Annotated in this window: 19 protein-coding genes and 1 tRNA gene; 8 read left to right on the forward strand and 12 right to left on the reverse strand. The window is 70.9% G+C overall.

What is annotated here, in order from left to right; genetic code table 11:
• On the forward strand, nt 1–749 hold a 749-nt coding region (locus BU197_RS10915; RefSeq protein ID WP_188268077.1), incomplete at its 5' end, for a class E sortase.
• A gap of 48 nt (nt 750–797) precedes the next feature.
• Nucleotides 798–1475, forward strand: a complete 678-nt coding sequence (locus tag BU197_RS10920; protein WP_188267506.1) for a class E sortase — start codon at nt 798–800, stop codon at nt 1473–1475.
• Between the two features lie 94 nt (nt 1476–1569).
• On the opposite strand, the gene pknB is transcribed toward BU197_RS10920, so the two are convergent.
• The 6 genes from pknB to BU197_RS10950 form a co-directional block, all read right to left on the reverse strand.
• Nucleotides 1570–3660 (reverse strand): Stk1 family PASTA domain-containing Ser/Thr kinase, encoded by a 2091-nt coding sequence (gene pknB / locus BU197_RS10925; RefSeq protein WP_188267507.1) that lies wholly within the window; start codon nt 3658–3660, stop codon nt 1570–1572.
• A 142-nt stretch (nt 3661–3802) separates the two neighbouring features.
• Nucleotides 3803–5269, reverse strand: coding sequence for a peptidoglycan D,D-transpeptidase FtsI family protein (locus BU197_RS10930; protein ID WP_188267508.1), 1467 nt, complete (start codon nt 5267–5269; stop codon nt 3803–3805).
• On the reverse strand, nt 5266–6708 hold the full coding sequence (locus BU197_RS10935) for an FtsW/RodA/SpoVE family cell cycle protein (RefSeq protein WP_188267509.1): 1443 nt from the start codon (nt 6706–6708) through the stop codon (nt 5266–5268). The genes BU197_RS10930 and BU197_RS10935 overlap by 4 nt, the downstream gene beginning before the upstream one ends.
• Before the next feature lie 26 nt (nt 6709–6734).
• The gene (locus tag BU197_RS10940; protein ID WP_188267510.1) at nt 6735–8228 is read right to left on the reverse strand and encodes a Stp1/IreP family PP2C-type Ser/Thr phosphatase; all 1494 of its coding nucleotides are present in this window, start codon (nt 8226–8228) and stop codon (nt 6735–6737) included.
• A 179-nt stretch (nt 8229–8407) separates the two neighbouring features.
• Nucleotides 8408–8935 carry an FHA domain-containing protein gene (locus tag BU197_RS10945; RefSeq protein WP_188267511.1) on the reverse strand — a complete coding sequence of 176 codons (528 nt, stop codon included), beginning with the start codon at nt 8933–8935 and terminating at the stop codon, nt 8408–8410.
• A 10-nt stretch (nt 8936–8945) separates the two neighbouring features.
• Nucleotides 8946–9800, reverse strand: coding sequence for an FhaA domain-containing protein (locus tag BU197_RS10950; protein WP_188267512.1), 855 nt, complete (start codon nt 9798–9800; stop codon nt 8946–8948).
• A 410-nt stretch (nt 9801–10210) separates the two neighbouring features.
• Here BU197_RS10950 and BU197_RS10955 point away from each other — a divergent pair.
• From BU197_RS10955 to BU197_RS10980, 6 genes are all read left to right on the forward strand, one after another.
• A tRNA-Leu gene (locus BU197_RS10955) sits at nt 10211–10297 on the forward strand.
• Between the two features lie 761 nt (nt 10298–11058).
• Entirely contained in the window at nt 11059–12873 is a 1815-nt protein-coding gene (locus BU197_RS10960; RefSeq protein WP_188267543.1) for a sensor histidine kinase, read from the forward strand.
• 42 nt (nt 12874–12915) lie between these two features.
• Entirely contained in the window at nt 12916–13575 is a 660-nt protein-coding gene (locus BU197_RS10965) for a response regulator transcription factor (protein ID WP_188267513.1), read from the forward strand.
• 333 nt (nt 13576–13908) lie between these two features.
• The gene (locus BU197_RS10970; protein WP_188267514.1) at nt 13909–15369 is read left to right on the forward strand and encodes a DUF2252 domain-containing protein; all 1461 of its coding nucleotides are present in this window, start codon (nt 13909–13911) and stop codon (nt 15367–15369) included.
• 249 nt (nt 15370–15618) lie between these two features.
• A complete protein-coding gene (locus BU197_RS10975) occupies nt 15619–16359 on the forward strand; it encodes a hypothetical protein (RefSeq protein WP_188267544.1) in 741 nt (246 codons plus the stop codon).
• Nucleotides 16360–16425: 66 nt separating this feature from the next.
• The gene (locus tag BU197_RS10980; protein WP_188267515.1) at nt 16426–16770 is read left to right on the forward strand and encodes a rhodanese-like domain-containing protein; all 345 of its coding nucleotides are present in this window, start codon (nt 16426–16428) and stop codon (nt 16768–16770) included.
• A gap of 167 nt (nt 16771–16937) precedes the next feature.
• Here the strand turns inward: BU197_RS10980 and BU197_RS10985 are convergent, their stop codons facing one another.
• From BU197_RS10985 to paaA, 6 genes are all read right to left on the reverse strand, one after another.
• Nucleotides 16938–18071, reverse strand: a complete 1134-nt coding sequence (locus tag BU197_RS10985) for an acyl-CoA dehydrogenase family protein (protein WP_188267516.1) — start codon at nt 18069–18071, stop codon at nt 16938–16940.
• A gap of 190 nt (nt 18072–18261) precedes the next feature.
• Nucleotides 18262–19350 (reverse strand): 2Fe-2S iron-sulfur cluster-binding protein, encoded by a 1089-nt coding sequence (locus BU197_RS10990; RefSeq protein ID WP_188267517.1) that lies wholly within the window; start codon nt 19348–19350, stop codon nt 18262–18264.
• On the reverse strand, nt 19351–19848 hold the full coding sequence (gene paaD / locus BU197_RS10995) for a 1,2-phenylacetyl-CoA epoxidase subunit PaaD (protein ID WP_188267518.1): 498 nt from the start codon (nt 19846–19848) through the stop codon (nt 19351–19353).
• Nucleotides 19842–20540, reverse strand: coding sequence for a 1,2-phenylacetyl-CoA epoxidase subunit PaaC (gene paaC, locus BU197_RS11000; RefSeq protein WP_317452229.1), 699 nt, complete (start codon nt 20538–20540; stop codon nt 19842–19844). The genes paaD and paaC overlap by 7 nt, the downstream gene beginning before the upstream one ends.
• Nucleotides 20541–20719: 179 nt before the next feature.
• Nucleotides 20720–21007, reverse strand: a complete 288-nt coding sequence (gene paaB, locus BU197_RS11005) for a 1,2-phenylacetyl-CoA epoxidase subunit PaaB (protein WP_188267519.1) — start codon at nt 21005–21007, stop codon at nt 20720–20722.
• Nucleotides 21004–22035 (reverse strand): 1,2-phenylacetyl-CoA epoxidase subunit PaaA, encoded by a 1032-nt coding sequence (gene paaA / locus BU197_RS11010; protein WP_188267520.1) that lies wholly within the window; start codon nt 22033–22035, stop codon nt 21004–21006. Before paaA ends, paaB begins: the two co-directional genes overlap by 4 nt.
• Nucleotides 22036–22144: the final 109 nt, after the last annotated feature.

Consider the following 22144-nt stretch of genomic DNA (forward strand, 5'->3'; position numbering starts at 1 on the left):
CCGGCGCCGGATCCCCCGCCGCCCCGCTCTCCCGCGTCGAGGCCCGGCGCGCCGCCCGCGCCGCCAAGGAGAGCGTCGGCGTCGTCGCCAGCCGGGTCGTCGGCGAACTCTTCATCACCTTCGGCGTCGTCATGCTCCTCTTCGTCACCTACCAGCTCTGGTGGACGAACGTGCTGGCCGGTCAGGAGACCGACCGGGCCAAGGCGCAGATCGAGGACACCTGGGCCAAGGGCGAGCAGGGCGGGGCCGAACCCGACGCCTTCGAACCCGGCCAGGGCTTCGCCATCATGTACATCCCCAAGCTGGACGTCGTCGTCCCCATCGCCGAGGGCACCAACAAGACCAAGGTCCTCGACAAGGGCATGGTCGGCCACTACGGCGAGGGCGGCCTCAAGACGGCCATGCCCTCCGACAAGCAGGGCAACTTCGCCGTCGCAGGCCACCGCAACACGCACGGCGAGCCCTTCCGGTACGTCAACCGGCTGAAGCCCGGCGACCCGATCGTCGTCGAGACCCGCAACACCTACTACACCTACGAGATGGCGAGCATCCTCCCGCAGACCTCGCCCTCGAACGTCTCCGTCATCGACCCGGTGCCGAAGGCCTCGGGCTTCACGAAACCCGGCCGGTACATCACGCTGACCACCTGCACCCCCGAATTCACCAGCACCTACCGCATGATCGTGTGGGGAAAGCTGGTCGACGAGCGCCCGCGGAGCAAGGGAAAGCCCCCGGCGCTCGTAGGCTGAGTCCGCACATTTCCGGAACATCTCCGGACAGGACGACGGGACGACCTCGTGGCACGCGCGCGCAACCGGATCGCCGGGTTCATCAGCTTCCTCGGCGAACTCCTCATCACGGCGGGCCTGGTGCTCGGCCTCTTCGTCGCCTACTCCCTGTGGTGGACGAACGTGCTCGCCGACCGCGCCGCCGACAAGGACGGCGCCCAGGTCCGCGGCCACTGGGCCGAGGAGAGCCCCGGAGCGCTCGACACCAAGGACGGCATCGGCTTCCTCCACGTACCGGCGATGAAGAACGGCGAGGTCCTCGTCAAACAGGGCGTCGGCACGGACGTCCTCAACCACGGCGTCGCCGGGGTCTACGACGACCCGATCAAGGCGGCCCTCCCGCAGGAGAAGCAGGGCAACTTCACGCTCGCCGCCCACCGGGACGGACACGGCGCCAAATTCCACAACATCCACAAGTTGAGGATCGGCGATCCGATCGTCTTCGAGACCAAGGACACCTGGTACGTCTACAAGGTCTACGAGACCCTGCCGGAGACCACCAAGTACAACGTGGACGTCCTCCAGCCGGTCCCGCTGGAATCCGGCAAGACCAAGCCCGGCCGGTACATCACGCTGACCACCTGCACCCCGATGTACACCTCCGACTACCGCTACATCGTCTGGGGCGAGCTGGAGCGCACCGAGAAGGTCGACGCCGCGCGCACGCCCCCGGCCGAACTCCGCTGACCGCTCCGCCGGGGAACCGGACGGACAAGAGGGCCCCGGCATCCTGTGCGGATGCCGGGGCCCTCCCCGTCCCACCGGATCCGGTGGGACGGGCTCAGTCGAAGAGACCGGCGCCCGGGAAGCCGGGGTTGCCGCCAGGGTTGCCCCCGTCGCCGTTGCCCCCGCCGTTGTCGCCGCCGTTGTTTCCGGGACCACCGTTGCCGGGGCCGTTGCCGCCGAGGGTGTACACGACCACCGTGTCCCCGGTGTTGACCATCTGACCGGCCCCCGGGTTCGCGCCGATCACCCGGTCGTCCTCGCCGCCCGAACCCTGCTGCTGGACGACCAGGCCCATGGCCTCAAGCTGCTGCTTGACGTCCTTGAACTTCTTGCCGCCGATGTCGGTGGGGATCTGGACCTGCGTCTGCTGCGGGCCCTTGGAGACGCGCAGCTTCACCGTGGTGTCCTGCGGCGCCGACGCGTTCCCCTCCGGGGTCTGCGCCAGGACCTGGTCCTTGGGCTGCTCGCTGTCGACGTACTCCGTCGTCACGTTGAAGCCCAGCTGCTTGAGCTGCTGCTCCGCCTGCGACACCGGGTTGCCGACCACGACCGGCACCGTCTTCAGCTTCTGCTTCGAAACGGTGATCGTCACCTCGGAGTTCTTCTCCGCCTTGGTGCCGCCGTCCGGGTTCTGGCGCAGGACCGAACCGGGATCCTTGTCGGACTCCTCCTGCTCGACCTTCACCTTGAAGCCCTTGGACTTCAGGGAGTCCTCGGCGCGCTCCTGCGACTGCTCGACGACATCCGGGACCTCAAGGAGGGGCGCGCCCTCGGAGACGTACACCTGGACCGTGCCGTCGGTGTCCATCTTCGCGATGTTGTCGGCGACCGGGGTCTGACGGCAGATCGAGCCCTTGGGCTGGTCGCAGCGCTCGGTTCCGGCCTGGAGGACCTTCACCGACGCGTTGGCCGCGAGGCCCTGCGCCCCCTCCATGGTCTGGCCGACCAGTTGCGGGACGACGACCTGCGGGTTCTTGTCCTTCTTGTCGAAGAGGGAGACGACGATGAAGACCGCGCCGACCAGCAGTATGACGGCCGCCACGACCAGCATGATGGTCGAGGTGTTGGACTTCTTCTGGCCGCCCCTGCCGCGCCGGTCCGGGCGGTCGTCGTAACCGCCGTAGCCCCCGTAACCGCCGTCGTTCGGGTTGACCGGCGGCATCATCGAGGTCTGGCCGGCCGGGTCGCTCTGGTGCAGCGCCGTCGTCGGCTGGTCCTCCGGCGGATAGCCGCCGTAGCCGCCGCCGTACACGGGCGCGCCCGCCATGCCCATCCCGATGCCCATCGCGGCGGCTGCCGCGACCGGCTGCCCGTCGAGGCACGCCTCGATGTCCGCGCGCATCTCGTCGGCGGACTGGTAGCGGTAGTCGGGGTCCTTGACCAGGGCCTTGAGGACGATGGCGTCCATCTCGGGCGTGATCTCGGGGTCGAAGTTGCTCGGCGGCTGCGGTTCCTCGCGTACGTGCTGGTACGCGACGGCGACCGGGGAGTCGCCGATGAAGGGCGGCCGGACGGTGAGCAGTTCGTAGAGCAGACAGCCGGTGGAGTACAGGTCGGAGCGGGCGTCGACCTGCTCGCCCTTGGCCTGCTCGGGGGAGAGGTACTGGGCCGTGCCGATCACCGCGGACGTCTGCGTCATGGTCATGCCCGAGTCGCCCATGGCGCGCGCGATGCCGAAGTCCATGACCTTGACCTGGCCGGTGCGGGTCAGCATGACGTTGGCGGGCTTGATGTCGCGGTGCACGATGCCGGCGCGGTGCGAGTACTCCAGTGCCTGGAGGATGCCGACCGTCATCTCCAGGGTGCGCTCGGGCAGCAGCTTGCGCCCGGAGTGCAGCAGCTCGCGCAGGGTCGACCCGTCGACGTACTCCATCACGATGTACGGGATGGAGACCCCGTCGACGTAGTCCTCGCCGGTGTCGTAGACCGCGACGATCGCCGGATGGTTCAGCGAGGCGGCGGATTGTGCCTCACGGCGGAACCGGGCCTGGAAGGACGGATCGCGGGCCAGGTCGGCCCGCAGCGTCTTCACGGCGACGGTGCGGCCGAGCCGGGTGTCCTGCCCGAGGTACACCTCGGCCATGCCACCGCGGCCGAGCACCGAGCCCAGCTCGTACCGGCCGCCGAGGCGACGCGGCTCTTCCATAGCTAATCCAGCCCTCTCCGTCTGTCCCGACCGCACCCATGGGTGGTCCGGCGGTGTGTGCTGTTCGCGCATACGGTACCGGCCCGGGGCATGCCGTCCGCCAGGGACCGGTGCCCGATACCCGACCGGTACACGAGTGGGATCAGCCCTTGGTCTTCATGACCGCCTTCATGACGGCCTTCGCGATCGGGGCGGCGAGACCGCCACCGCTGATGTCCTCGCGGTCGGTGCCCTGGGAGTCCTCGACGACGACGGCGACCGCGACCGGGGAGCCCTCGGCGGTCTTCGCGTACGAGATGAACCAGGCGTACGGGCGCTTGGCGTTCTTCTCGCCGTGCTGGGCCGTACCCGTCTTGCCGCCGACCCTGACGCCGTCCATGTGCAGATCGGCGTTGCCGCCGGTGCCCTTGGTGACGACGCTCTCCATCATCTGCTGGAGGAGCTGGGCGTTCTTCGGCGAGACCGGGCGGCTCATCTCCTTGGGCTCGTTCTGCTTGACGAGGTCGACGTTCGGGGCGCGCAGCTGGTCGATCATGTACGGCTGCATCAGCTTGCCGTCGTTGGCGATCGCCGCCGTGACCATCGCCATCTGGAGCGGGGTGGTCGCGGTGTTGAACTGGCCGATCGAGGAGAGCGCGTTGCCGCCGCGGTCGGCCTTCTTGTCGTAGACCGAGGCGGAGGAGCGGACCGGGGTGAACTGCTCGGCGTTGAAACCGAACTTCTCGGCCATCTCGACCATCTTGTCGCGGCCCACGTCGTCGCCGAGCTTGGCGAAGACCGAGTTGCAGGAGACTTCCAGGGCGCGGGTGAGGGTGGCGTTGGCGCAGCCCTGGGCGTGGTTGATCATCTCCCGGTTGGAGAGGGGGATCTTCCAGCCCTCGGGGGTGTCGGTCGCCGCGTTGATGTCGGTGACCTTGCCGTTCTCCAGTGCGGCGGCGGCGGTGACGACCTTGAAGACGGAGCCGGGGGGGTAGGTCTCGCGCAGGGCGCGGTTCAGCTTCGGCTTGTTCTTGTCCTTCTCCAGGGCCACCCAGGCCTTCTCGTCCTCGCCGGAGTATCCGGCGAAGGAGGAGGGGTCGTACGAGGGGGTGGAGGCCAGCGCGAGGATCTTGCCGGTCGTCGGTTCGATGGCGACGACGGCGCCGGTCTTCTTGCCGAGCCCCTCGAAAGCGGCCTTCTGCGCGGCGCCGTTGAGGGTGGTGACGACGTCGCCGCCCTTCTTCTGCTCGCCGGTGAACATGGCGAGCGTGCGGTCGAAGAAGAGCCGGTCGTCGTTGCCGGTGAGGATGCCGTCCTCGATCTTCTCGATCTGGTTGGCGTCGTACGCCTGCGAGGCGTAGCCGGTCACCGGGGCCCACATGGGGCCGTCGATGTAGGTGCGCTTGAACTTGTAGAACGTGTCCTTGGAGTCGACGGAGCCGGTGATGGGCTTGCCGTCGACGATGATGTTGCCGCGCTCGTTCGCGTACCGCTCGATCTGCACCCGGCGGTTCTTGGGGTGGGAGGTCAGCTCGTCGGCGCGGACGAACTGGAGCCAGTTGTCGCGCAGGAGCAGGGCGAGGACGAGCAGGCCACAGAAGATCGCGACCCGCCGCAGCGGCTTGTTCACGGACGGACCACCTGGGTCATCTCGGCGTCGGGGGACGGGGCGGGCGCGGGCGCGGGGCGGCGCGCGGTGTCGCTGATCCGGATCAGGATGCCGATCAGGGCCCAGTTCGCGATCACGGAGGAACCGCCGTACGCGAGGAACGGCATGGTCATACCGGTGAGCGGGATGAGGCCCATGACACCGCCGGCGACGACGAAGATCTGGAGGGCGAAGGCGCCGGAGAGGCCCATCGCGAGCAGCTTGCCGAAGGGGTCGCGGGCGGCGAGGGCGGTGCGGACACCGCGCTCGACGATCAGACCGTAGAGCAGCAGGAAGACCATCACACCGGCGAGGCCGAGTTCCTCGCCGACGGTGGCGAAGATGAAGTCGGAGTTCGCGGCGAAGCCGATGAGGTCGGAGTTGCCCTGGCCGAGACCGGTGCCGAGGATGCCGCCGGAGCCGAACGACATCAGGACCTGGGTCATCTGGTCGCAGGCGTACGCCATGTTGGTGCCGGGAGGAGCCGTCTTCAGACACTCGAAGGGGTCGATCCAGGCCGCCACGCGGGACTGGACGTGGCTGGCGAAGGAGCTGACGGCGACCGCGCCGCCCGACGCCATCAGCAGACCCATGACGATCCAGCTGGTCCGCTCGGTGGCCACGTACAGCATGATCACGAACATGCCGAAGAACAGCAGCGAGGTGCCGAGGTCGTTCTCGAAGACCAGGATGAGGAGGCTGACCGCCCAGATCGTGAGGATCGGGCCGAGGTCGCGGCCACGCGGCAGGTAGAGCCCCATGAACCGGCGGCTGGCCAGTGCCAGCGCGTCCCGCTTCACCATCAGATAACCGGAGAAGAACACGGCGAGGACCAGCTTGGCGAACTCGCCGGGCTGGATGGAGAAGCCGCCGACGTTGATCCAGATCTTGGCGCCGAAGACGTCCGTGCCCAGACCGGGGACGAGCGGCAGCAGCAGCAGGACGAGCGCGACCGCCATCGAGATGTACGTGTAGCGCTGGAGGATCCGGTGGTCCTTCAGGACCAGCAGCACGCCGATGAGCATGGCGACGCCGATCGCCGAGTACATCATCTGACTGGGGGCGTCGGGGCTGAAACTGCCGTGCTCCCGGATGGACTTGGCGATCAGCCGGGGCGACTGGTCGAGCCGCCAGATCAGCACCAGGCCGAGCCCGTTGAGCAGGGTCGCGAGGGGCAGCAGCAGCGGGTCCGCGTACGGTGCCCACTTCCGCACCACCAGGTGCGCGACACCCGCGAGCAGGGTCAGGCCGAGGCCGTAACCGAGCATGCCTGCCGGGACCTTGCCGTCGATGGCCAGGCCCACGTTGAGGTACGCGAACACCGGGATGACGACGGCGAACGCGAGCAGCGCCAGCTCCGTGTTGCGGCGGCTCGGTGCCTCGATCGCGCCGATCGTGGTCGTGTTGGTGACAACGCTCATGGTGGTGAAAGGCCCCCTACGGGTGCTTACTGCTTGCCGCAGTTCGAGGCCAGCCGCTGCTCCTCCGCGGTAAGGGCGGGACCCGGCGACGGAGCGGCTGTGGTGGGCTTGGATTCGGGTGCGGCGGCGCCGTCCGCGTTCTCGGGCGTCTCGGCCGGCTTGGTCGGCTGGGCGGCGGCCTTCTCGGAGGCGGCCCGGCGCTGCTCGGTCTTCTTGCAGGCGGAGACCTGGAGAGCCAGCTCGGAGATCTTCGTACGGGCCTTGTCGAGGCTGCCGCCCGCGATCGTGTCCTCGACCTGCTTCCGCTGGTACGCGGGAAGGTACTTGAGCTCGATCTCGGGGTGGTCCTGCTCGACCTTCGACATCGAGATCCACGCCAGGTCCTGGCTGATGCCCTGGTAGAGCGCCACGTGCTGGTCCTTGGCCCCGACGAAGTACTGCTTCTGCGTCCAGCGCCAGCCGCCGTAGAGACCGCCGCCGACGAGGGCCAGGACGAGGACGAGGAAGAAGAGGCGCTTGAGCCACTTGAGGCCCGTCCGCGGCTTCACGAAGTCGTCGTCCGTGTACTCCTCGTAGGAGCCTTGCGGGGCCATGCCGTAGCCGTGGTCGTCGCCGCTGCCGGGCGGGCCGAACCCACCGGCGGGCGGCTGCTGGTGCGAGGCCGGGCGGCCGAGACCGGAGGCACGGCCGGCCGGGGTCTGCATCGCCCCGCCGTCGTTCAGCTGCGCCTGGTTCTCCGCGACCGCGCCCACGATGACCGGGGTGTCGCTGAGGTGACCGGCGAGGGTGTCGCCGCCGTCGACGTCCAGGACGTCGGCGACGATCACCGTGATGTTGTCGGGGCCACCGCCGCGCAGCGCGAGCTGGATCAGCTCCTGCACGGTCTCCTGCGGGCCCTGGTAGCTGGCGAGGGTGTCTTCGAGGGTCTGGTGCGAGACCACGCCGGACAGGCCGTCCGAGCAGATCAGATAGCGGTCTCCGGCCCGGACCTCACGGATCGACAGATCCGGCTCGACGTGGTCGCCGCTGCCGAGCGCCCGCATGAGAAGCGAGCGCTGCGGGTGGGTCGTCGCCTCCTCCTCGGTGATCCGGCCCTCGTCGACGAGCCGCTGCACCCAGGTGTGGTCCTGTGTGATCTGGGTCAGCACCCCGTCGCGGAGCAGATAGGCGCGGGAGTCGCCGACGTGCACCAGACCGAGCCGCTGGCCGGTCCAGAGCAGGGCGGTGAGCGTGGTGCCCATGCCTTCGAGCTGCGGGTCCTCCTCGACCATCATCCGCAGCTGGTCGTTGGCGCGCTGCACCGCCGTGCCCAGCGAGGTGAGGATGTCGGAGCCCGGGACGTCGTCGTCGAGGGTGACGAGGGTGGAGATCACCTCGGAGGAGGCGACCTCCCCGGCCGCCTGGCCGCCCATGCCGTCGGCGATCGCGAGAAGGCGCGGACCGGCGTATCCCGAGTCCTCGTTCCCCTCGCGGATCATGCCCTTGTGCGAGCCCGCGGCGAATCGCAAGGACAGTGTCATGCGCACCTGCCCTGTCGACGCCTCATCGGGGTACAGCCGGTCTCGACCCACACTGCCCACCCTCCGGTCGATCCGGTCACACCGGTCGCTTCGATCGCTCCGGTCGGGAGCGTGGCACGGACGCTGGAGGGGCCCGTCCCGACTCGCTCGCTCCGCTCGCGCCTATTCATGATGTAGCACTACTTCCGCAGCTCGATGACGGTCTTGCCGATGCGGATCGGCGCGCCCAGCGGAATCGGGGTCGCGGTGGTGAGGCGGGTCCGGTCGAGGTACGTGCCGTTGGTGGACCCGAGGTCCTCGACGATCCACTGCCCGTCCCGGTCCGGGTAGATCCGGGCGTGGCGGCTGGAGGCGTAGTCGTCGTCGAGGACGATCGTCGAGTCGTGCGCCCGGCCCAGCGTGATCGTCTGGCCCTGGAGGGCGACGGTCGTGCCGGTGAGGGTGCCCTCGGAGACGACGAGTTTGGTCGGGGCGCCCCGGCGCTGCCGCCCGCCGCCCGCGCTCTGCTGGCCGCGCTGCTGCGGTGGCGCGGCGGTCTGCCGCGCCTGCTGCTGTTGTTGGGGTCGCGCCTCCTGGCGCCGTGAACCGCGCTGGGTGACCCGCGTACCGAAAAGGTCACTGCGGATGACCTGGACGGCCACGATGACGAACAGCCACAGAACGGCCAGGAAACCCAACCGCATGACCGTCAGGGTCAGCTCTGACATTGCCCCCGCTTCACCCTTCGGCTTGCCGGTAAACGATGGTGGTGCTGCCCACGACGATCCGCGAGCCGTCGCGGAGCGTAGCGCGGGTGGTGTGCTGCCCGTCCACCACGATGCCGTTGGTGGATCCCAGATCCTGGATCGTCGAGGGCGTTCCGGTCCGGATCTCGCAGTGCCGGCGGGACACGCCGGGATCGTCGATCCTCACGTCCGCGTCGGTGCTGCGGCCGAGGACCAGGGTCGAGCGCGAGATCTGGTGGCGGGTGCCGTTGATCTCGATCCAGCGGCGCGTCTGGGCGCCTGCCCCGCCGGTGCCGCCGGGGCCGGGGGCCCCTGCCGCGGGCCGGTGACCGGGCGTGCCGGGAGGCGGGGACGCGGGCATGGGCGGGGCGCCGGCCGGGGGATACCCGTAGCCGCCGCGGCCCTGCGCCTGGCCCTGCTGCTGGTGGGGCTGGTGTCCGCCTGCGGGCGGCTGCGGCTGCGGCTGGGACGTGCTTGACGCCAGCGTGCGGCTGCGGACGCGGTACAGACCGGTGTCGAGGTCCTCGGCCTTCTCCAGATGGACCTTGATCGGGCCCATGAAGGTGTACCGCTGCTGCTTCGCGTAGTCCCGGACCAGGCCCGCGAGCTCGTCGCCGAGCTGACCCGAGTAGGGGCTGAGACGCTCGTAGTCCGGCGTGCTCAGCTCCACGATGAAGTCGTTGGGGACGACGGTCCGTTCGCGGTTCCAGATCTGCGCGTTGTTGTCGCACTCGCGCTGGAGCGCGCCCGCGATCTCGACAGGCTGGACCTCGGACTTGAAGACCTTGGCGAAGGTGCCGTTGACCAGACCTTCGAGACGCTGCTCGAAACGCTTCATGACTCCCATGGGGCACCTCCTCCGTCGTTGTCGTCCTGGTACTGCTTACAGATCGTATCCACGCGTCGGGAAATCGGCTGGTTCCCCTTCCCCGCCCTGTGGACGAGTGTCACCTCTCACAGGCTTTCCCCACGGATCGTAGAGGCGCCCTGTGGACAGTGTCCCGCACCTGGCTGTGGGGAGAGGGCGAGAGGGTTCCCGTACGGAGGCCCGGAGCGGGTGTCCCGGACGGTTCCGGGGCGGTCCGTACCGTTCCTCCGCCGATGCTCCTCCCCCGCGCCGTCGCCCCCTCCCCTCACCTTGTTCTGCCCGAGCGCGGCCGAAACAACGGATGTGAATCCACGGCCTGCGACGTGCTAATCTTCAGATGTCGCCAGGCGCTCACACCGAAAGGTGAGGGAGCCCGGAGCACACCCAATGCGCGGGTGGCGGAATAGGCAGACGCGCTGGATTCAGGTTCCAGTGCCCGAAAGGGCGTGGGGGTTCAACTCCCCCCTCGCGCACCAGAGGATATCCGTAGGGATGTCCTGGTAGGAACGACGAAACGGTCGGCATCGCAATGATGCCGACCGTTTTGTTTGCGTTCTGGGGATGCTGGGGATGGGGCGGGGCGGGGCGGGGGCGGGGGTGGGTGCGGGTGTGGGTGGTACGGGGGTACGTGGACTGCCGGTGGCCTTCGGACCGTCAGCGGCCTTCGGGGGCCCGGCGGCCTCCGAGGGTGTCGGCGGTGTGACTTCCGTCGGGTCGGGCGGTGACCTGCCGACGCATTGCGGGATGTGATCTGTCTTACTCGATCGGTTCTGCGGGGTGGCTTTCAGGGAGCCGGAAGCCGGAAGACGGAGGCCGGGCGGCGTCGTCTTGTGGAAGCGGGGGTGTCGTCGCGAGGCGACGGGTGGGGTGTCTGGGGTGTCCGGAGTGTCGGTCGACGGGGTTGACCGTCGTCGGCTGTCGGCGCGACCGTCGTACTGCCCGGAGAACCCGGTAAGGCCCAGGCCGCCGTTTCACGAAGCCGAGCCGCTGCCGACCGTGCCGACCGTGACGACGGGAGGCGCGTACAGCTTGTCCGTGTCCCAGACGGTGTCGGTCTGGTGCCCCCCCCCGGCTCTGAGCGCGTGGGGTCGTTGGGCCTTTAGTCCGCTGGGCCGCTGGGCCGTTGGTTTCCGGTGGGTGAAGTCTCTTTCGTGCCGCGACTTTTGTCGTTGCCGGGCGAGACGAAAGAGAGAAGCCGTGGGCCGAGGGCGCTGCCTAGGGTGCGAGCGTGAAAGCGATGTCGAAGTCGGAGAAGCCGGGCGCGCGGGGGTCGGTGCCCGAGGGCGGGCGGGGGGCCCGTGCGGGTGCCTGGGGCGTTCTCGGTGCCGCGTGGGCCTGGTTCGCGGTGCCGGGGCAGTGGTCGGGGCGCAGGACCACCGGTGAGCTGGCGTTCGCCGCCGTCCTCGCACTGCTGAGCGCCGGAACGGAGGAGCTTCTCGGCGGCGAGGGTCTGCGGCTGGCCGGGGTCGCCGTCGGCTCCGCCCTGCTCTTCCTGGTGCGCCGCAGACTGCCCGCGAGCGTCCTCGTGGTGACCGCGGGGCTCGCGCCCTTCCTGCCGGGCATGGGGCTGCCGCTGCTCGTCGCGGGCTGGTCGGCGGGCCGGTACGTCGTCGGGGTGGGACGGGCCCTCGCCGCGTTCATCGTGGCCTTCGTGCTGAACGTCGGCGGCACGGTCCTGGACGTCCTGGACTCGCGGCAGCTGCTCACCGTCGCCCTCATGACGACCCTCTACTACCTGGGAGCCGTCCTGGCGCCGGGGCTCGCGCACCGCTACTGGGGACAGCGGCGGACCCTGCTGCACGCCCTCCAGGAGCGCAACGCGCAGCTGTTGAGGGAGCGTTCCATGGTCGTCTGGCAGGCGCGGCAGCGGGAGCGGCAGCGGATCGCTCAGGACATGCACGACAGCCTCGGGCACCAACTGGCCCTGATCGCCGTGCACACGGGCGCCCTGGAGGTCGACCGGGAGCTGGGCGACCGGCAGCGCGAGGTGGTCGGCGTCCTGCGGAACGCGTCGGTGACGGCGATGCACGAGCTGCGGGAGGTCGTCGGGATACTCAGGGACGGCGTCGAGGCCTCGGGCGGCGAGACGGCCGGCTCCGCGCGGACCGGGGACGAGACGGGCAGGGCGGCGCGCGGGATAGCGGGCATCGAGGGACTCGTGGAGTCGGCACGGGCCGCCGGGACCGAGGTCGGGCTGCGCAGCGCGGGGGAGGAACGGCCACTGGCGCCGGCCGCCGACCACGCCGTGTACAGGATCGTCCAGGAGGCCCTGACGAACGCCTACAAGTACGCCCCCGGCTCCCCGATCGGAGTCGAACTGCGCTACGAGCCCGACACGTTCGTCGTCGAGGTCGTCAACGCCCGGCCCACGTCGGGCCCCGCGAAGGACGTCGTCAGCGGAGGACAGGGGCTGACCGGCCTCGCGGAGCGGGCGCGGCTCGTCGGCGGCATGTGCCACGCGGGCCCGGCCGACGGAGGCGGCTTCCGCGTCGCGGGAATGCTGCCGTACGGGGCCGCGCCCGTGGCGGAGGCGGCTCCTTTGGTCGATGCGGCCGACGACTTCCGGCAGCAGACCACCAGGCCCCTGGCGGGAGATGGTCGTCCGGTCGAGGTCGGACCGGCCGACTGGACGTTCACGGAGCGGGAGCTGGCCATGGCGGTTCGCGGGGGCAGGGGCAGAAGCACGGGCGGTTCGATCGCGCTGGGCTGCGGCATAGCGTTCGCCGCGCTGGTGCTGCTCGTGGTCGCGGGGGGATTCGGCCTCTACTTCCTGATGGGATCGGTGAAGGACGGCCTGATCACGGCCGACCAGTACGAGATGATCGAGGTCGGGATGACCGAGGCGGACGTACGGGATCTGCTGCCCTCGGGCGACACGATCGCCACCGCGGGCATCGAGGGCAAGGGCCCTGCCGAGCCGGAGGGTTCGGAGTGCCTGACGCTGATGTCCTACGAGTTCGGTGCCGACTCCGAGAAGGAGCCCGTCTACCGGTTCTGCTTCAAGGACGGCAAGCTGATCGAGAAGAAGTCGTACGAGATCGACGCGCGGTAGCGCGCAGGGGACCGCTCGTACCGGAGCACGGGGGAAACAGCTGTGGCAGGGCAGCCCATCAGGGTCGTGATCGCCGATGACGAGCCTCTGATCAGGGCCGGGATTCGGATGATCCTCAACTCGGATCAGGGGATCGCGGTCGTCGGAGAGGCCGCCGACGGGCGGCAGGCGGTCGAGGCGGCCCGAGCGCACGCGGCGGACGTGGTGTTGCTCGACATCCAGATGCCGGTGCTCGACGGGCTCTCCGCCCTCCCGGAGCTGCGCAGGGCGGCCCCGGCGGCCCGAGTGATCATCCTGACGACATTCGGCGAGCGGGACAACGTGCTGCGGGCACTGGAGTACGGCGGGGCAGGGTTCCTGCTCAAGGACACGGCCCCGGCCGAGCTGATCGGCGCGGTCAGAGCGGCAGCGGCGGGAGACGCCTATCTGTCGCCCGCGGCGACCCGGCACGTGGTGGAACGGCTCGCCTCGGGCCGGGAAGCAGCCCGTGCCGAGGAGGCACGAGGCCGGGTGGCGGCCCTCAGCGAGAAGGAATGCGGGGTCCTCGCCCTGCTCGGAGAAGGCCTCTCCAACGCGGACGCGGGACGCCGACTGCATATGAGCGAGGCGACGGTGAAGACATATGTGAGCCGCATCCTGTCCAAACTGGGCTGCGAGAACCGCGTCCAGGCAGCCTTGCTGGCCAGAGACGCGGGGCTGTAGGGGGACTTGGGGGCGGACGGGGGACGGGGGACGGCGGACGGACGCGGGTGGGGGCGGACGGGAGTGGGCACGGACGCGGACGCTGACGGGGGCTTGGGGACGGGGGCTTGGGGACGGGGGCTTTGGGACGGGGGCTTTGGGACGGGGGCTTTGGGACGGGGAACGGGAACAGGGCGGGAGGGGAGGGGGGGGGGGGGGAGGGCCCCAGAAGTCCGGACAGTGCGACCGCCGGGCCGCCTCAGGAGTTATCCACAGGGGAAGACGATCACCGAGGTGCGGCGGTAACGTCGGCGCCGGATGATGTTGAAAAGTCGCATCGGGGGAGGAAGTGCCATGGACGAGATCCAGGCCGTGGTGCCGGGGCAGCGCGGTTCGGGCGGGGAGCGGGACGGCGGGCGTGTGCCGTATGTGCCGGGTTTCGCGCGTCGGGCCGTCGTCGGTACCGGCGTCTCCCCCAAGGTCCGGGGCAAGGAACTGCGTGACCGCGTCCCCCGCTCCGTGCACAGCGCGCCCGCCCTCGCCGCCGACCGGCCGGACGCAGTCCGGGCCGTCGAGGAGTCGAACCGGGGCCGTGTGCCCGAGCTTGCCCCGCTGCGGGTCGGCCGGATGGCGGCGGGCCCCTTCGCGTTCCTGCGGGGTTCCGCCGGGCTCATGGCCCACGACCTCGCCGGCACCCCCGTCACCGGCATCGCCGCCCAGCTCTGCGGCGATGCCCACGCCGCCAACTTCGGTCTCTACGGAGACGCCCGGGGTCGGCTCGTGATGGACCTCAACGACTTCGACGAGACCATCGTCGGGCCCTGGGAGTGGGACCTCAAGCGGCTCGCCACCTCCCTCGTCCTCGCGGGCCGGGAGGTCGGCGCCGACGAGGACGTCTGTCGTGCCGCCGCCTTCGACACCGTCGGCGCCTACCGCCGGACCATGCGGCTGCTCGCCCGGCTCCCCGCGCTCGACGCCTGGAACGCGATAGCGGACGAGGAACTGGTCTCCCACACCGACGCCCGTGATCTCCTCGGCACCCTGGAACGGGTCTCGGCCAAGGCGCGGAACAACACCAGCGCCCGTTTCGCCTCCCGTTCCACCGAGGCCGTGACCGAGGCCGAGGGCGGCGGCCGCCGGTTCGTCGAGGCGCTCCCGGTGCTCCGCCGGGTGCCCGACGCGGAGGCCGCGGCCGTCGCCGCCGCCCTCGGCCCGTATCTGGAGACCGTGTCCGAGGACCGGCTGCCGCTCCTCGCGCGGTACGCGGTGCACGACGTCGCGTTCCGGGTCGTCGGCACCGGCAGTGTCGGCACCCGTTCCTATGTCGTGCTTCTGCTGGACCACCGGGGCGAGCCCCTGGTTCTCCAGGTGAAGGAGGCCAGGGCCTCCGCGCTGCTTCCCCACCTCCCGGCCGCCGGTTTCCTCGCGCCGGACGCCGGGCACGAGGGGCGACGGGTGGTCCTCGGCCAGAAGCGGATGCAGGTCGTCAGCGACATCCTGCTGGGCTGGACGACGGTGCGGGGGCGTCCGTTCCAGGTGCGCCAGTTCCGCAACCGCAAGGGGAGCGTCGACCCGCTCGCGCTCACCCCCGCGCAGGTCGACGACTACGGCCGGATGACCGGCGCGCTGCTTGCCCGCGCGCACGCCCACAGCGCCGATCCGCGTCTGATAGCCGGGTACTGCGGGAAGGGCGAGGAGTTCGACGAGGCCGTCGCCGCCTTCGCCGTCTCGTACGCGGACCGCACCACGGCCGACCACGCGGACCTGCTCGATGCCATCCGAACGGGCCGTATAGCTGCGGACCCGGGCGTCTGACCCCGGGGGCGGACCGTAGGCTGGGCGGGACGAGCCGGATCGAGTACGTAGGCGGGCGTGGACGTGAGCGGGCACCAGGGTGCGAACGAGGGCTCCGAGGCCGGGTCGGTGCGGGACGAGCAGACCGAGCAGGCCGGACCGGACGGTCGGGCCGGGCAGGAAGGTCCGGCCGGGCAGGACGGGCAGGACGGGCGGTCCGGGGACGGTTCGGGGCAGGACGAGCGGCCCGAGGCGCGGCTTGAGCGGGCCGTGCGGGTCGCCGAGCAGGCGCTGATCGAGTTCGAGATCGCCGTCGAGACCTTCCGGGTCGAGGTGGACAACTTCTCGCGGCTGCACCACCAGAAGCTCGGTCCGATGTACGCGCGGCTCGACGAGCTGGACGCCCGGATCGCCGAGGCCCGTGCGGCGCGTACCGGCGACCCGGAGGATCTGCGGAAGGCCCGGGAGGCGCGGGCCGCAGTGCTGCCGATGCCCGGGGTGGACGAGCTGTTCCACGACTGGCTCGACTCCGACGGCCTGTCCCCCGAGGCGGCGGCGATGCTCACCGACAGCCCGGTGCAGCCGCCCAAGCGGGTCCGTCCCGGCGACGAGGCCCGCCGGCTCTACCGGGAGCTGGCGCGCAAGGCCCACCCCGATCTGGCCCGCGAGGAGGACGAGCGCAAGCGCCGCGAGGAGTTCATCACCCGGGTGAACGCCGCCTACGCCCGCGGTGACGAGGGCCTGCTGCGCGAGCTGCTCGCCGAGTGGGAGGCGGGCCCGGTGATCGCCGAGCGGCTCAGCGAGAGCGAGGAGCTGTACGCCCGTCTCGAATGGCTGGCCGAGCGCAAGGACATGCTGTCAGTGCTGGCGCGTGAGCTGGAGGAGAGCGCGATCGGCGCGATGCTGCGGATGGCGCCGGACGATCCGGACCGTCTCCTTGAGGAGATCGCCGAGCAGCTGCTCGGGCAGGTCGCCGAGCGGGAGAACGAGCTTGCGGAGCTGGTGCAGTAGGTTTTCCGTGCGCCCGAATCCTTCGGGTCGTACGCCGTGTGAGACCCACGAGAGAAGGCCCCTCCCATGAATTTCTCCCCGCTGCCCTCGGTGGACGCGGCTTCCGTGCCGGCCGATGCCCTGGTGCTGGACGTCAGGGAGGACGACGAGTGGGCGGCCGGGCACGTCGAGGGCGCGCTGCATGTGCCGATGAGCGACTTCGTGGCCCGCTTCGGCGAGGTCACGGAGGCCGTCGCCGAGCGGGGCCGTGCGTATGTGATGTGCCGGGTGGGCGGCCGGTCGGCGCAGGTCACGCAGTACCTGGTGCAGCAGGGCTTCGACGCGGTGAACGTCGAGGGCGGAATGCTCGCCTGGGACGGCGCCGGACGGCCGATGGTCAGCGGGAGCGGCAGCCCGGCCTTCGTCCTCTGACGCACGCCCGGCCTTCGTCGGCTGACGTACGGGCCTGACGGCCCCGAGGCTGACGTTCGGCTCCGACGGCCCCGAGCCTGACGTACGGGCCTGACGGGTGGGGCCGACGCCCGCCCGAGTCCGGCGTACGGGTCCGACGGCCTCCGGGGCGCCGGAACCGGGGGCCGTCAGCCGAGCAGGTGGGCGGCCAGCAGGTCGCCCAGTGCTTCCTCGTGGGCCGGAGCGGGGCCGAGGCACAGTTCCAGGTACTTGGCCCAGGCGTGGTAGCGGTGCAGCGGGTAGTCGGTGTCGGCGCCGACTCCGCCGTGCAGATGCTGTGCGGTCTGCACCACGCGCCGGACCCCTTCGGAGGCCCAGATCTTCGCGACGGCGATGTCCCCCGCGACGGGCAGCGGGGCCTCGGCGTCGGTGCCGAGGCGCCAGGCGGCCTGCCAGAGGGTGACTTCCATGGCCCGCAGGTCGATGTAGCGGTCGGCGGCCTGGACGGCGACGGCCTGGAAGGTGGCCACGGGGTGGCCGAACTGTTCGCGTGTGCCGGTGTACCGGCTCGTCATGGTGAGGACGGCTTCGCCGAGGCCGAGGGCGAGCGCGCAGGTGCCGGTGGTGAGGAGTCCGCGCAGGCGTTCCCAGGCACCCTCGGCGTCGATGACGTCGGCGGCGTCGAGCCGGACGGAGTCCAGGCTCAGCTCGGCGAGGAGTTCGCCGTGGGTGGAGTACTGCGCGGCGAGGCCGAGGCCAGGGTGGGCGCGGGGCGACAGGGCGAGGACGGTGTGGCCGTCGGCGGTGTGCGCGGGTACGGCGATCAGGTCGGCGCGGTGGGCCCAGGGAACGCCGGTCTGGCGTCCGTCGAGGATCCAGCCGTCGCCGTCACGGCGTGCGGTGACGGCGGACTCGGCGGGTTCGTGGCCGGTGCGCCCCTGGGAGGCGGCGGTGAGGACGAGTTCGCCCCGGCCGACGCGGGGGAGGAGTCGGGCGGCGGTCGCGCGGGGCGCGTACCGCTCGATGGTCATGGCGACGGCGCTGGTCTCCAGGAGGGGGACGCGGGCGAGGACCCGGGCCGATTCGCGCAGGACGAGGCAGAGGGCGACGGGGTCGAGCCCCGCGCCCCCGTGGTCCGGGGAGACGGTGAGGGCGAGGAGCCCGGTGGCCGAGAGGTGGGACCAGAGCGGCCGGTCGAAGTCCTCGGCCACCGCTCCCCGGGTGAGGGCGGGACTGGGGACGGAGTCGGGTGCGACATCCGCGAAGACGGCCCTGGCCGCCTCGACGGCCGCCTGCTGCTCTTCGGTGAAGGTGAAGTCCACTGCCCTGACCTCCAGTTGGAGCCCACACGCATCTGACGGATCGTCAAAATAGGGCAGTGGTGAGGGGAAAGGAAGGGGTGACGCACCCCAGGCCCCGCCAGAGGCGGCCGTACGGCGCTTCGGGCGAGGCGGGCCCGAGGACATTCCGAGGCGCGTCCGAGGGTGATCGAGACGCGTCCGAGGGGGCGTCTCAGCGGTCGAAGTCCAGTTCCACATCCGGGGTCACGGGGTGGGACTGGCAGGCCAGGACGTATCCGGCGGCCGTCTCCTCCGGTTCTAGGGCGAAGTTGCGGTCCATCCGCACTTCCCCGCCGACGAGGAAGGCACGGCAGGTGCCGCACACCCCGCCCTTGCAGGCGTACGGGGCGTCGGCGCGGGCGCGGAGCACCGTGTCGAGCAGGCTCTCCCCCCGCTCCACCGGCCAGTTGCCGGACCGGCCGTGCAGGGTCGCCGTCAGGGTGGCGTGCGCGGGGGTGTCTCCGGCCGGGACCTTGGCCGGGGCGGAGCCGTCGTCGACGTGGAAGATCTCCTGATGGACGCGGGCGCGGTCGACGCCGAGCGTGCGCAGGGCCCGCTCGGCGCCCTGGACCAGGCCGAAGGGACCGCAGAGGAACCAGCCGTCGATGCTGGCGACGGGCAGCAGCGCGGGCAGCAGCGCCGTGAGCCGCTCGTGGTCGAGGCGGCCCGACGGCAGCCCGGACTGCTGCTCCTCCCGGGAGAGGACGGTGACCAGCTGGAAGCGGTCGGGGTAGCGGTCCTTGAGGTCGGCGACCTCGTCGAGGAACATCGTGGAGGCGGCCGTACGGTCGCTCCGGATCAGGCAGAACCGGGCCTGGGGCTCGCGGGCGAGCAGGGTGGCCGCGATCGAGAGGACCGGGGTGATGCCGCTGCCGCCGACGACGGCGGCGAAGTGGCCGGGGCGCGGGGAGAGCGTGAAGCGGCCCCGGGGTTCCATGACGTCGACGAGGTCGCCGACGGCCAGTTCCTTGAGGGCGTACGTGGAGAACGAGCCGCCGTCGACGAGCCGGATGCCGACCCGGAGGACGGGGGGCTCGCCGATTGGGGCGGCGGGGGTGCAGATCGAGTAGGTGCGCCGGACGTCCTGTCCGTCTCCGCCGGTGCGGCGCAGGGCGAGATGCTGGCCGGGCAGGTGTCGGTAGGCCTCGTGGAGTTCGGGCGGGACGGTGAAGGTGACGGCGACGGAGTCGTCGGTGAGCTGTTCGACCCCGCTCACCCTGAGCGGGTGGAACCCGGCCCGCTCGGCGCCTGAGGAGGCCATCTACAGCTCCTTGAAGTGGTCGAACGGTTCACGGCAGGCGGTGCAGCGGCGCAGGGCCTTGCACGCGGTCGAGGAGAAGCGGCTGAGGAGTTCGGTGTCGGTGGAGCCGCAGTGGGGGCAGCGGATGGCGAGGGTGAGCGGGACGGGGCCGTCCGCCGGGCCCTGGGGGCGGGGCGGGGCGACGCCGAACTCGGCGAGTTTGCGGCGTCCTTCCTCGCTGATGTCGTCGGTGGACCAGGCGGGGGCGAGGACGGTGACGACGGAGACCTCGGGGACGCCGTGCTCGTGGAGGGCGCGCTCGATGTCCGAGGACATGGCCTCGACGGCGGGGCAGCCGGTGTAGGTGGGGGTGAGGGAGACCTCGACGCTGCCGGGTCCGGTGACCTGGACTCCGCGCAGGACGCCGAGGTCGGCCAGGGTGAGGACGGGCAGCTCGGGGTCGGGGACGGCGCCGGCGATCCGGGCCAGCTCCTCTTCCAGGGCCGTCATGGTCACCATGTCGCCCCCGGGTGGCTGCGGTGCAGATGCTGCATCTCGGCGAGCATCCGCCCGAAGGGTTCGGTGTGCAGGCCCTGGCGGCCCGCCCCGGCGGACCAGGCGCCGGTGCGGGGGCCGGTGGGCGTGGCGAGGCCGGCCTTGCCGAGGACGTCGGTGACGGCGGCGAGCCAGTCGCCCTCCAGGGCCTCGTGGTCCACGTCGAGGCCGTCGACGGGCTGGAAGAGTTCGCCGGTGTACCGCCACAGGGCGTCGCAGGCGCGCCGCATGCGGTGGTGGCTCTCCTCGGTGCCGTCGCCGAGGCGCAGGGTCCAGTGCTCGGCGTGGTCCCGGTGGTAGGCGACCTCCTTGACGGCCTTGGCGGCGAGTGCGGCGAAGGGCCCGCTGCCGTCGGCCAGTCGCCCGTACAGAAGGTGCTGGTAAGTGGAGAAGTAGAGCTGCCGGGCGATGGTGTGGGCGAAGTCGCCGTTGGGCTGTTCGACGAGCTGCGCGTTCCGGAAGGAGCGCTCCTCACGGAGGTAGGCCAGTTCGTCCTCGTCGCCGACGAGCGAGAGCAGGACTCGGGCCTGGCCGAGGAGGTCGAGCGCGATGTTGGCGAGGGCGACCTCCTCCTCCAGGACGGGGGCGGAGCCGGCCCATTCCCCCAGCCGGTGGGAGAGGACGAGGGCGTCGTCGCCGAGGGCGAGCGCGGCCACCCGGGGGACGGACGCGTGGGGAACGGCCTCCCGGGGAGCGGACGCGGCGGAAACGGAACCGTGGGGAGCGGACGCGGGGGCGGTGGACACACCGGCGGCGGGCGCATCGGCAGGGGACGCACCGGCAGCGGGCGCACCGGCGGCGGGCGCGAGGGCGGTGGTGTCGGTCTCGGCGGTGCTCACAGGTGCTTCACCCCCTCCGGGATCTCGTAGAACGTCGGGTGGCGGTAGGGCTTGTCCGCCGCCGGTTCGAAGAAGGGGTCCTTCTCGTCGGGCGAGGAGGCGGTGATCTCCGAGGAGGGGACGACCCAGATCGAGACGCCTTCGCTCCTGCGGGTGTACAGGTCGCGGGCGTTGCGCAGGGCCATCTCCGCGTCGGGGGCGTGGAGACTGCCCGCGTGGGTGTGGGACAGTCCGCGGCGGGAGCGCACGAACACCTCCCACAGCGGCCAACCGTCGCTCGTCATTCCTGTGCCTTCCCGTCTCCGCCGTGTCCGCCGGTGTCCTGGTGCTTTCTGGCATGGGCCGCGGCGGCTTCCCTGACCCAGGCGCCGTCCTCGTGGGCCTGGCGCCGTCTGCTCAGCCGCTGGTCGTTGCACGGGCCGTTCCCCTTGAGGACGTCCCGGAACTCGGCCCAGTCGATCGCGCCGAAGTCGTAGTGCCCGCGCTCCTCGTTCCACCGCAGGTCCGGGTCGGGGAGGGTGAGGCCGAGGGCTTCGGCCTGCGGGACGGCGATGTCGACGAAACGCTGGCGCAGCTCGTCGTTGGAGTGGCGCTTGATCTTCCAGGCCATCGACTGGGCGGAGTGCGCGGACTCGTCGTCCGGGGGGCCGAACATCATCAGTGAGGGCCACCACCAGCGGTCCACGGCGTCCTGGGCCATGGCGTGCTGCGCCTCGGTGCCCCGGGAGAGGGCGAGCAGTGCTTCGTACCCCTGGCGCTGGTGGAAGGACTCCTCCTTGCAGACGCGGACCATCGCGCGGGCGTACGGCCCGTAGGAGCAGCGGCAGAGGGGGACTTGGTTGGTGATCGCGGCGCCGTCCACCAGCCAGCCGATGGCGCCGACGTCGGCCCAGGTCAGCGTGGGGTAGTTGAAGATCGAGGAGTACTTCTGGCGGCCCGAGTGAAGCTTGTCGAGCAGTTCGTCGCGGCTGGTGCCGAGGGTCTCCGCCGCGCTGTACAGATACAGGCCGTGGCCGGCTTCGTCCTGCACCTTGGCCATGAGGATGGCCTTGCGGCGCAGTGAGGGCGCGCGGGTGATCCAGTTCGCCTCGGGCTGCATGCCGATGATCTCGGAGTGGGCGTGCTGCGCGATCTGCCGGACGAGCGAGGCGCGGTAGGCCTCGGGCATCCAGTCGCGGGGCTCGATCCGCTCGTCGGCGGCCACGGCGGCGTCGAACACGGCCTCGTACGCGGCCTGCTCCGCCGCCGCGGTCGCGTCCGACGCTCCGGGCACGCCCGTGGTCCCTGCCGTCCCTGCCGTCACTGCGGTCATCGGGCCCCCTACCGACCGATCGTTCGGTTGAATGACTTCAATGGTGAGTCGGCGGCCCGTATGGTGTCAACCCTGTGGATAACCGAGTGGGCCGATCGGGATCGGGGCG

Origin of the sequence: Streptomyces sp. CBMA291 (assembly GCF_014596525.1) — a bacterium.
In the GTDB taxonomy this organism is placed as follows: domain Bacteria; phylum Actinomycetota; class Actinomycetes; order Streptomycetales; family Streptomycetaceae; genus Streptomyces.

What these genes read in the sequence shown, in the direction of transcription:
- pknB (WP_188267507.1), bottom strand. Translation starts at nt 3,660, where the DNA reads ATGGAAGAGCCGCGTCGCCTCGGCGGCCGGTACGAGCTGGGCTCGGTG.
- BU197_RS10935 (WP_188267509.1), bottom strand. Translation starts at nt 6,708, where the DNA reads ATGAGCGTTGTCACCAACACGACCACGATCGGCGCGATCGAGGCACCG.
- BU197_RS10940 (WP_188267510.1), bottom strand. Translation starts at nt 8,228, where the DNA reads ATGACACTGTCCTTGCGATTCGCCGCGGGCTCGCACAAGGGCATGATC.
- BU197_RS10945 (WP_188267511.1), bottom strand. Translation starts at nt 8,935, where the DNA reads ATGTCAGAGCTGACCCTGACGGTCATGCGGTTGGGTTTCCTGGCCGTT.
- BU197_RS10950 (WP_188267512.1), bottom strand. Translation starts at nt 9,800, where the DNA reads ATGGGAGTCATGAAGCGTTTCGAGCAGCGTCTCGAAGGTCTGGTCAAC.
- BU197_RS10960 (WP_188267543.1), top strand. Translation starts at nt 11,059, where the DNA reads ATGTCGAAGTCGGAGAAGCCGGGCGCGCGGGGGTCGGTGCCCGAGGGC.
- BU197_RS10970 (WP_188267514.1), top strand. Translation starts at nt 13,909, where the DNA reads ATGGACGAGATCCAGGCCGTGGTGCCGGGGCAGCGCGGTTCGGGCGGG.
- BU197_RS10980 (WP_188267515.1), top strand. Translation starts at nt 16,426, where the DNA reads ATGAATTTCTCCCCGCTGCCCTCGGTGGACGCGGCTTCCGTGCCGGCC.
- BU197_RS10990 (WP_188267517.1), bottom strand. Translation starts at nt 19,350, where the DNA reads ATGGCCTCCTCAGGCGCCGAGCGGGCCGGGTTCCACCCGCTCAGGGTG.
- paaD (WP_188267518.1), bottom strand. Translation starts at nt 19,848, where the DNA reads ATGGTGACCATGACGGCCCTGGAAGAGGAGCTGGCCCGGATCGCCGGC.
- paaB (WP_188267519.1), bottom strand. Translation starts at nt 21,007, where the DNA reads ATGACGAGCGACGGTTGGCCGCTGTGGGAGGTGTTCGTGCGCTCCCGC.
- paaA (WP_188267520.1), bottom strand. Translation starts at nt 22,035, where the DNA reads ATGACCGCAGTGACGGCAGGGACGGCAGGGACCACGGGCGTGCCCGGA.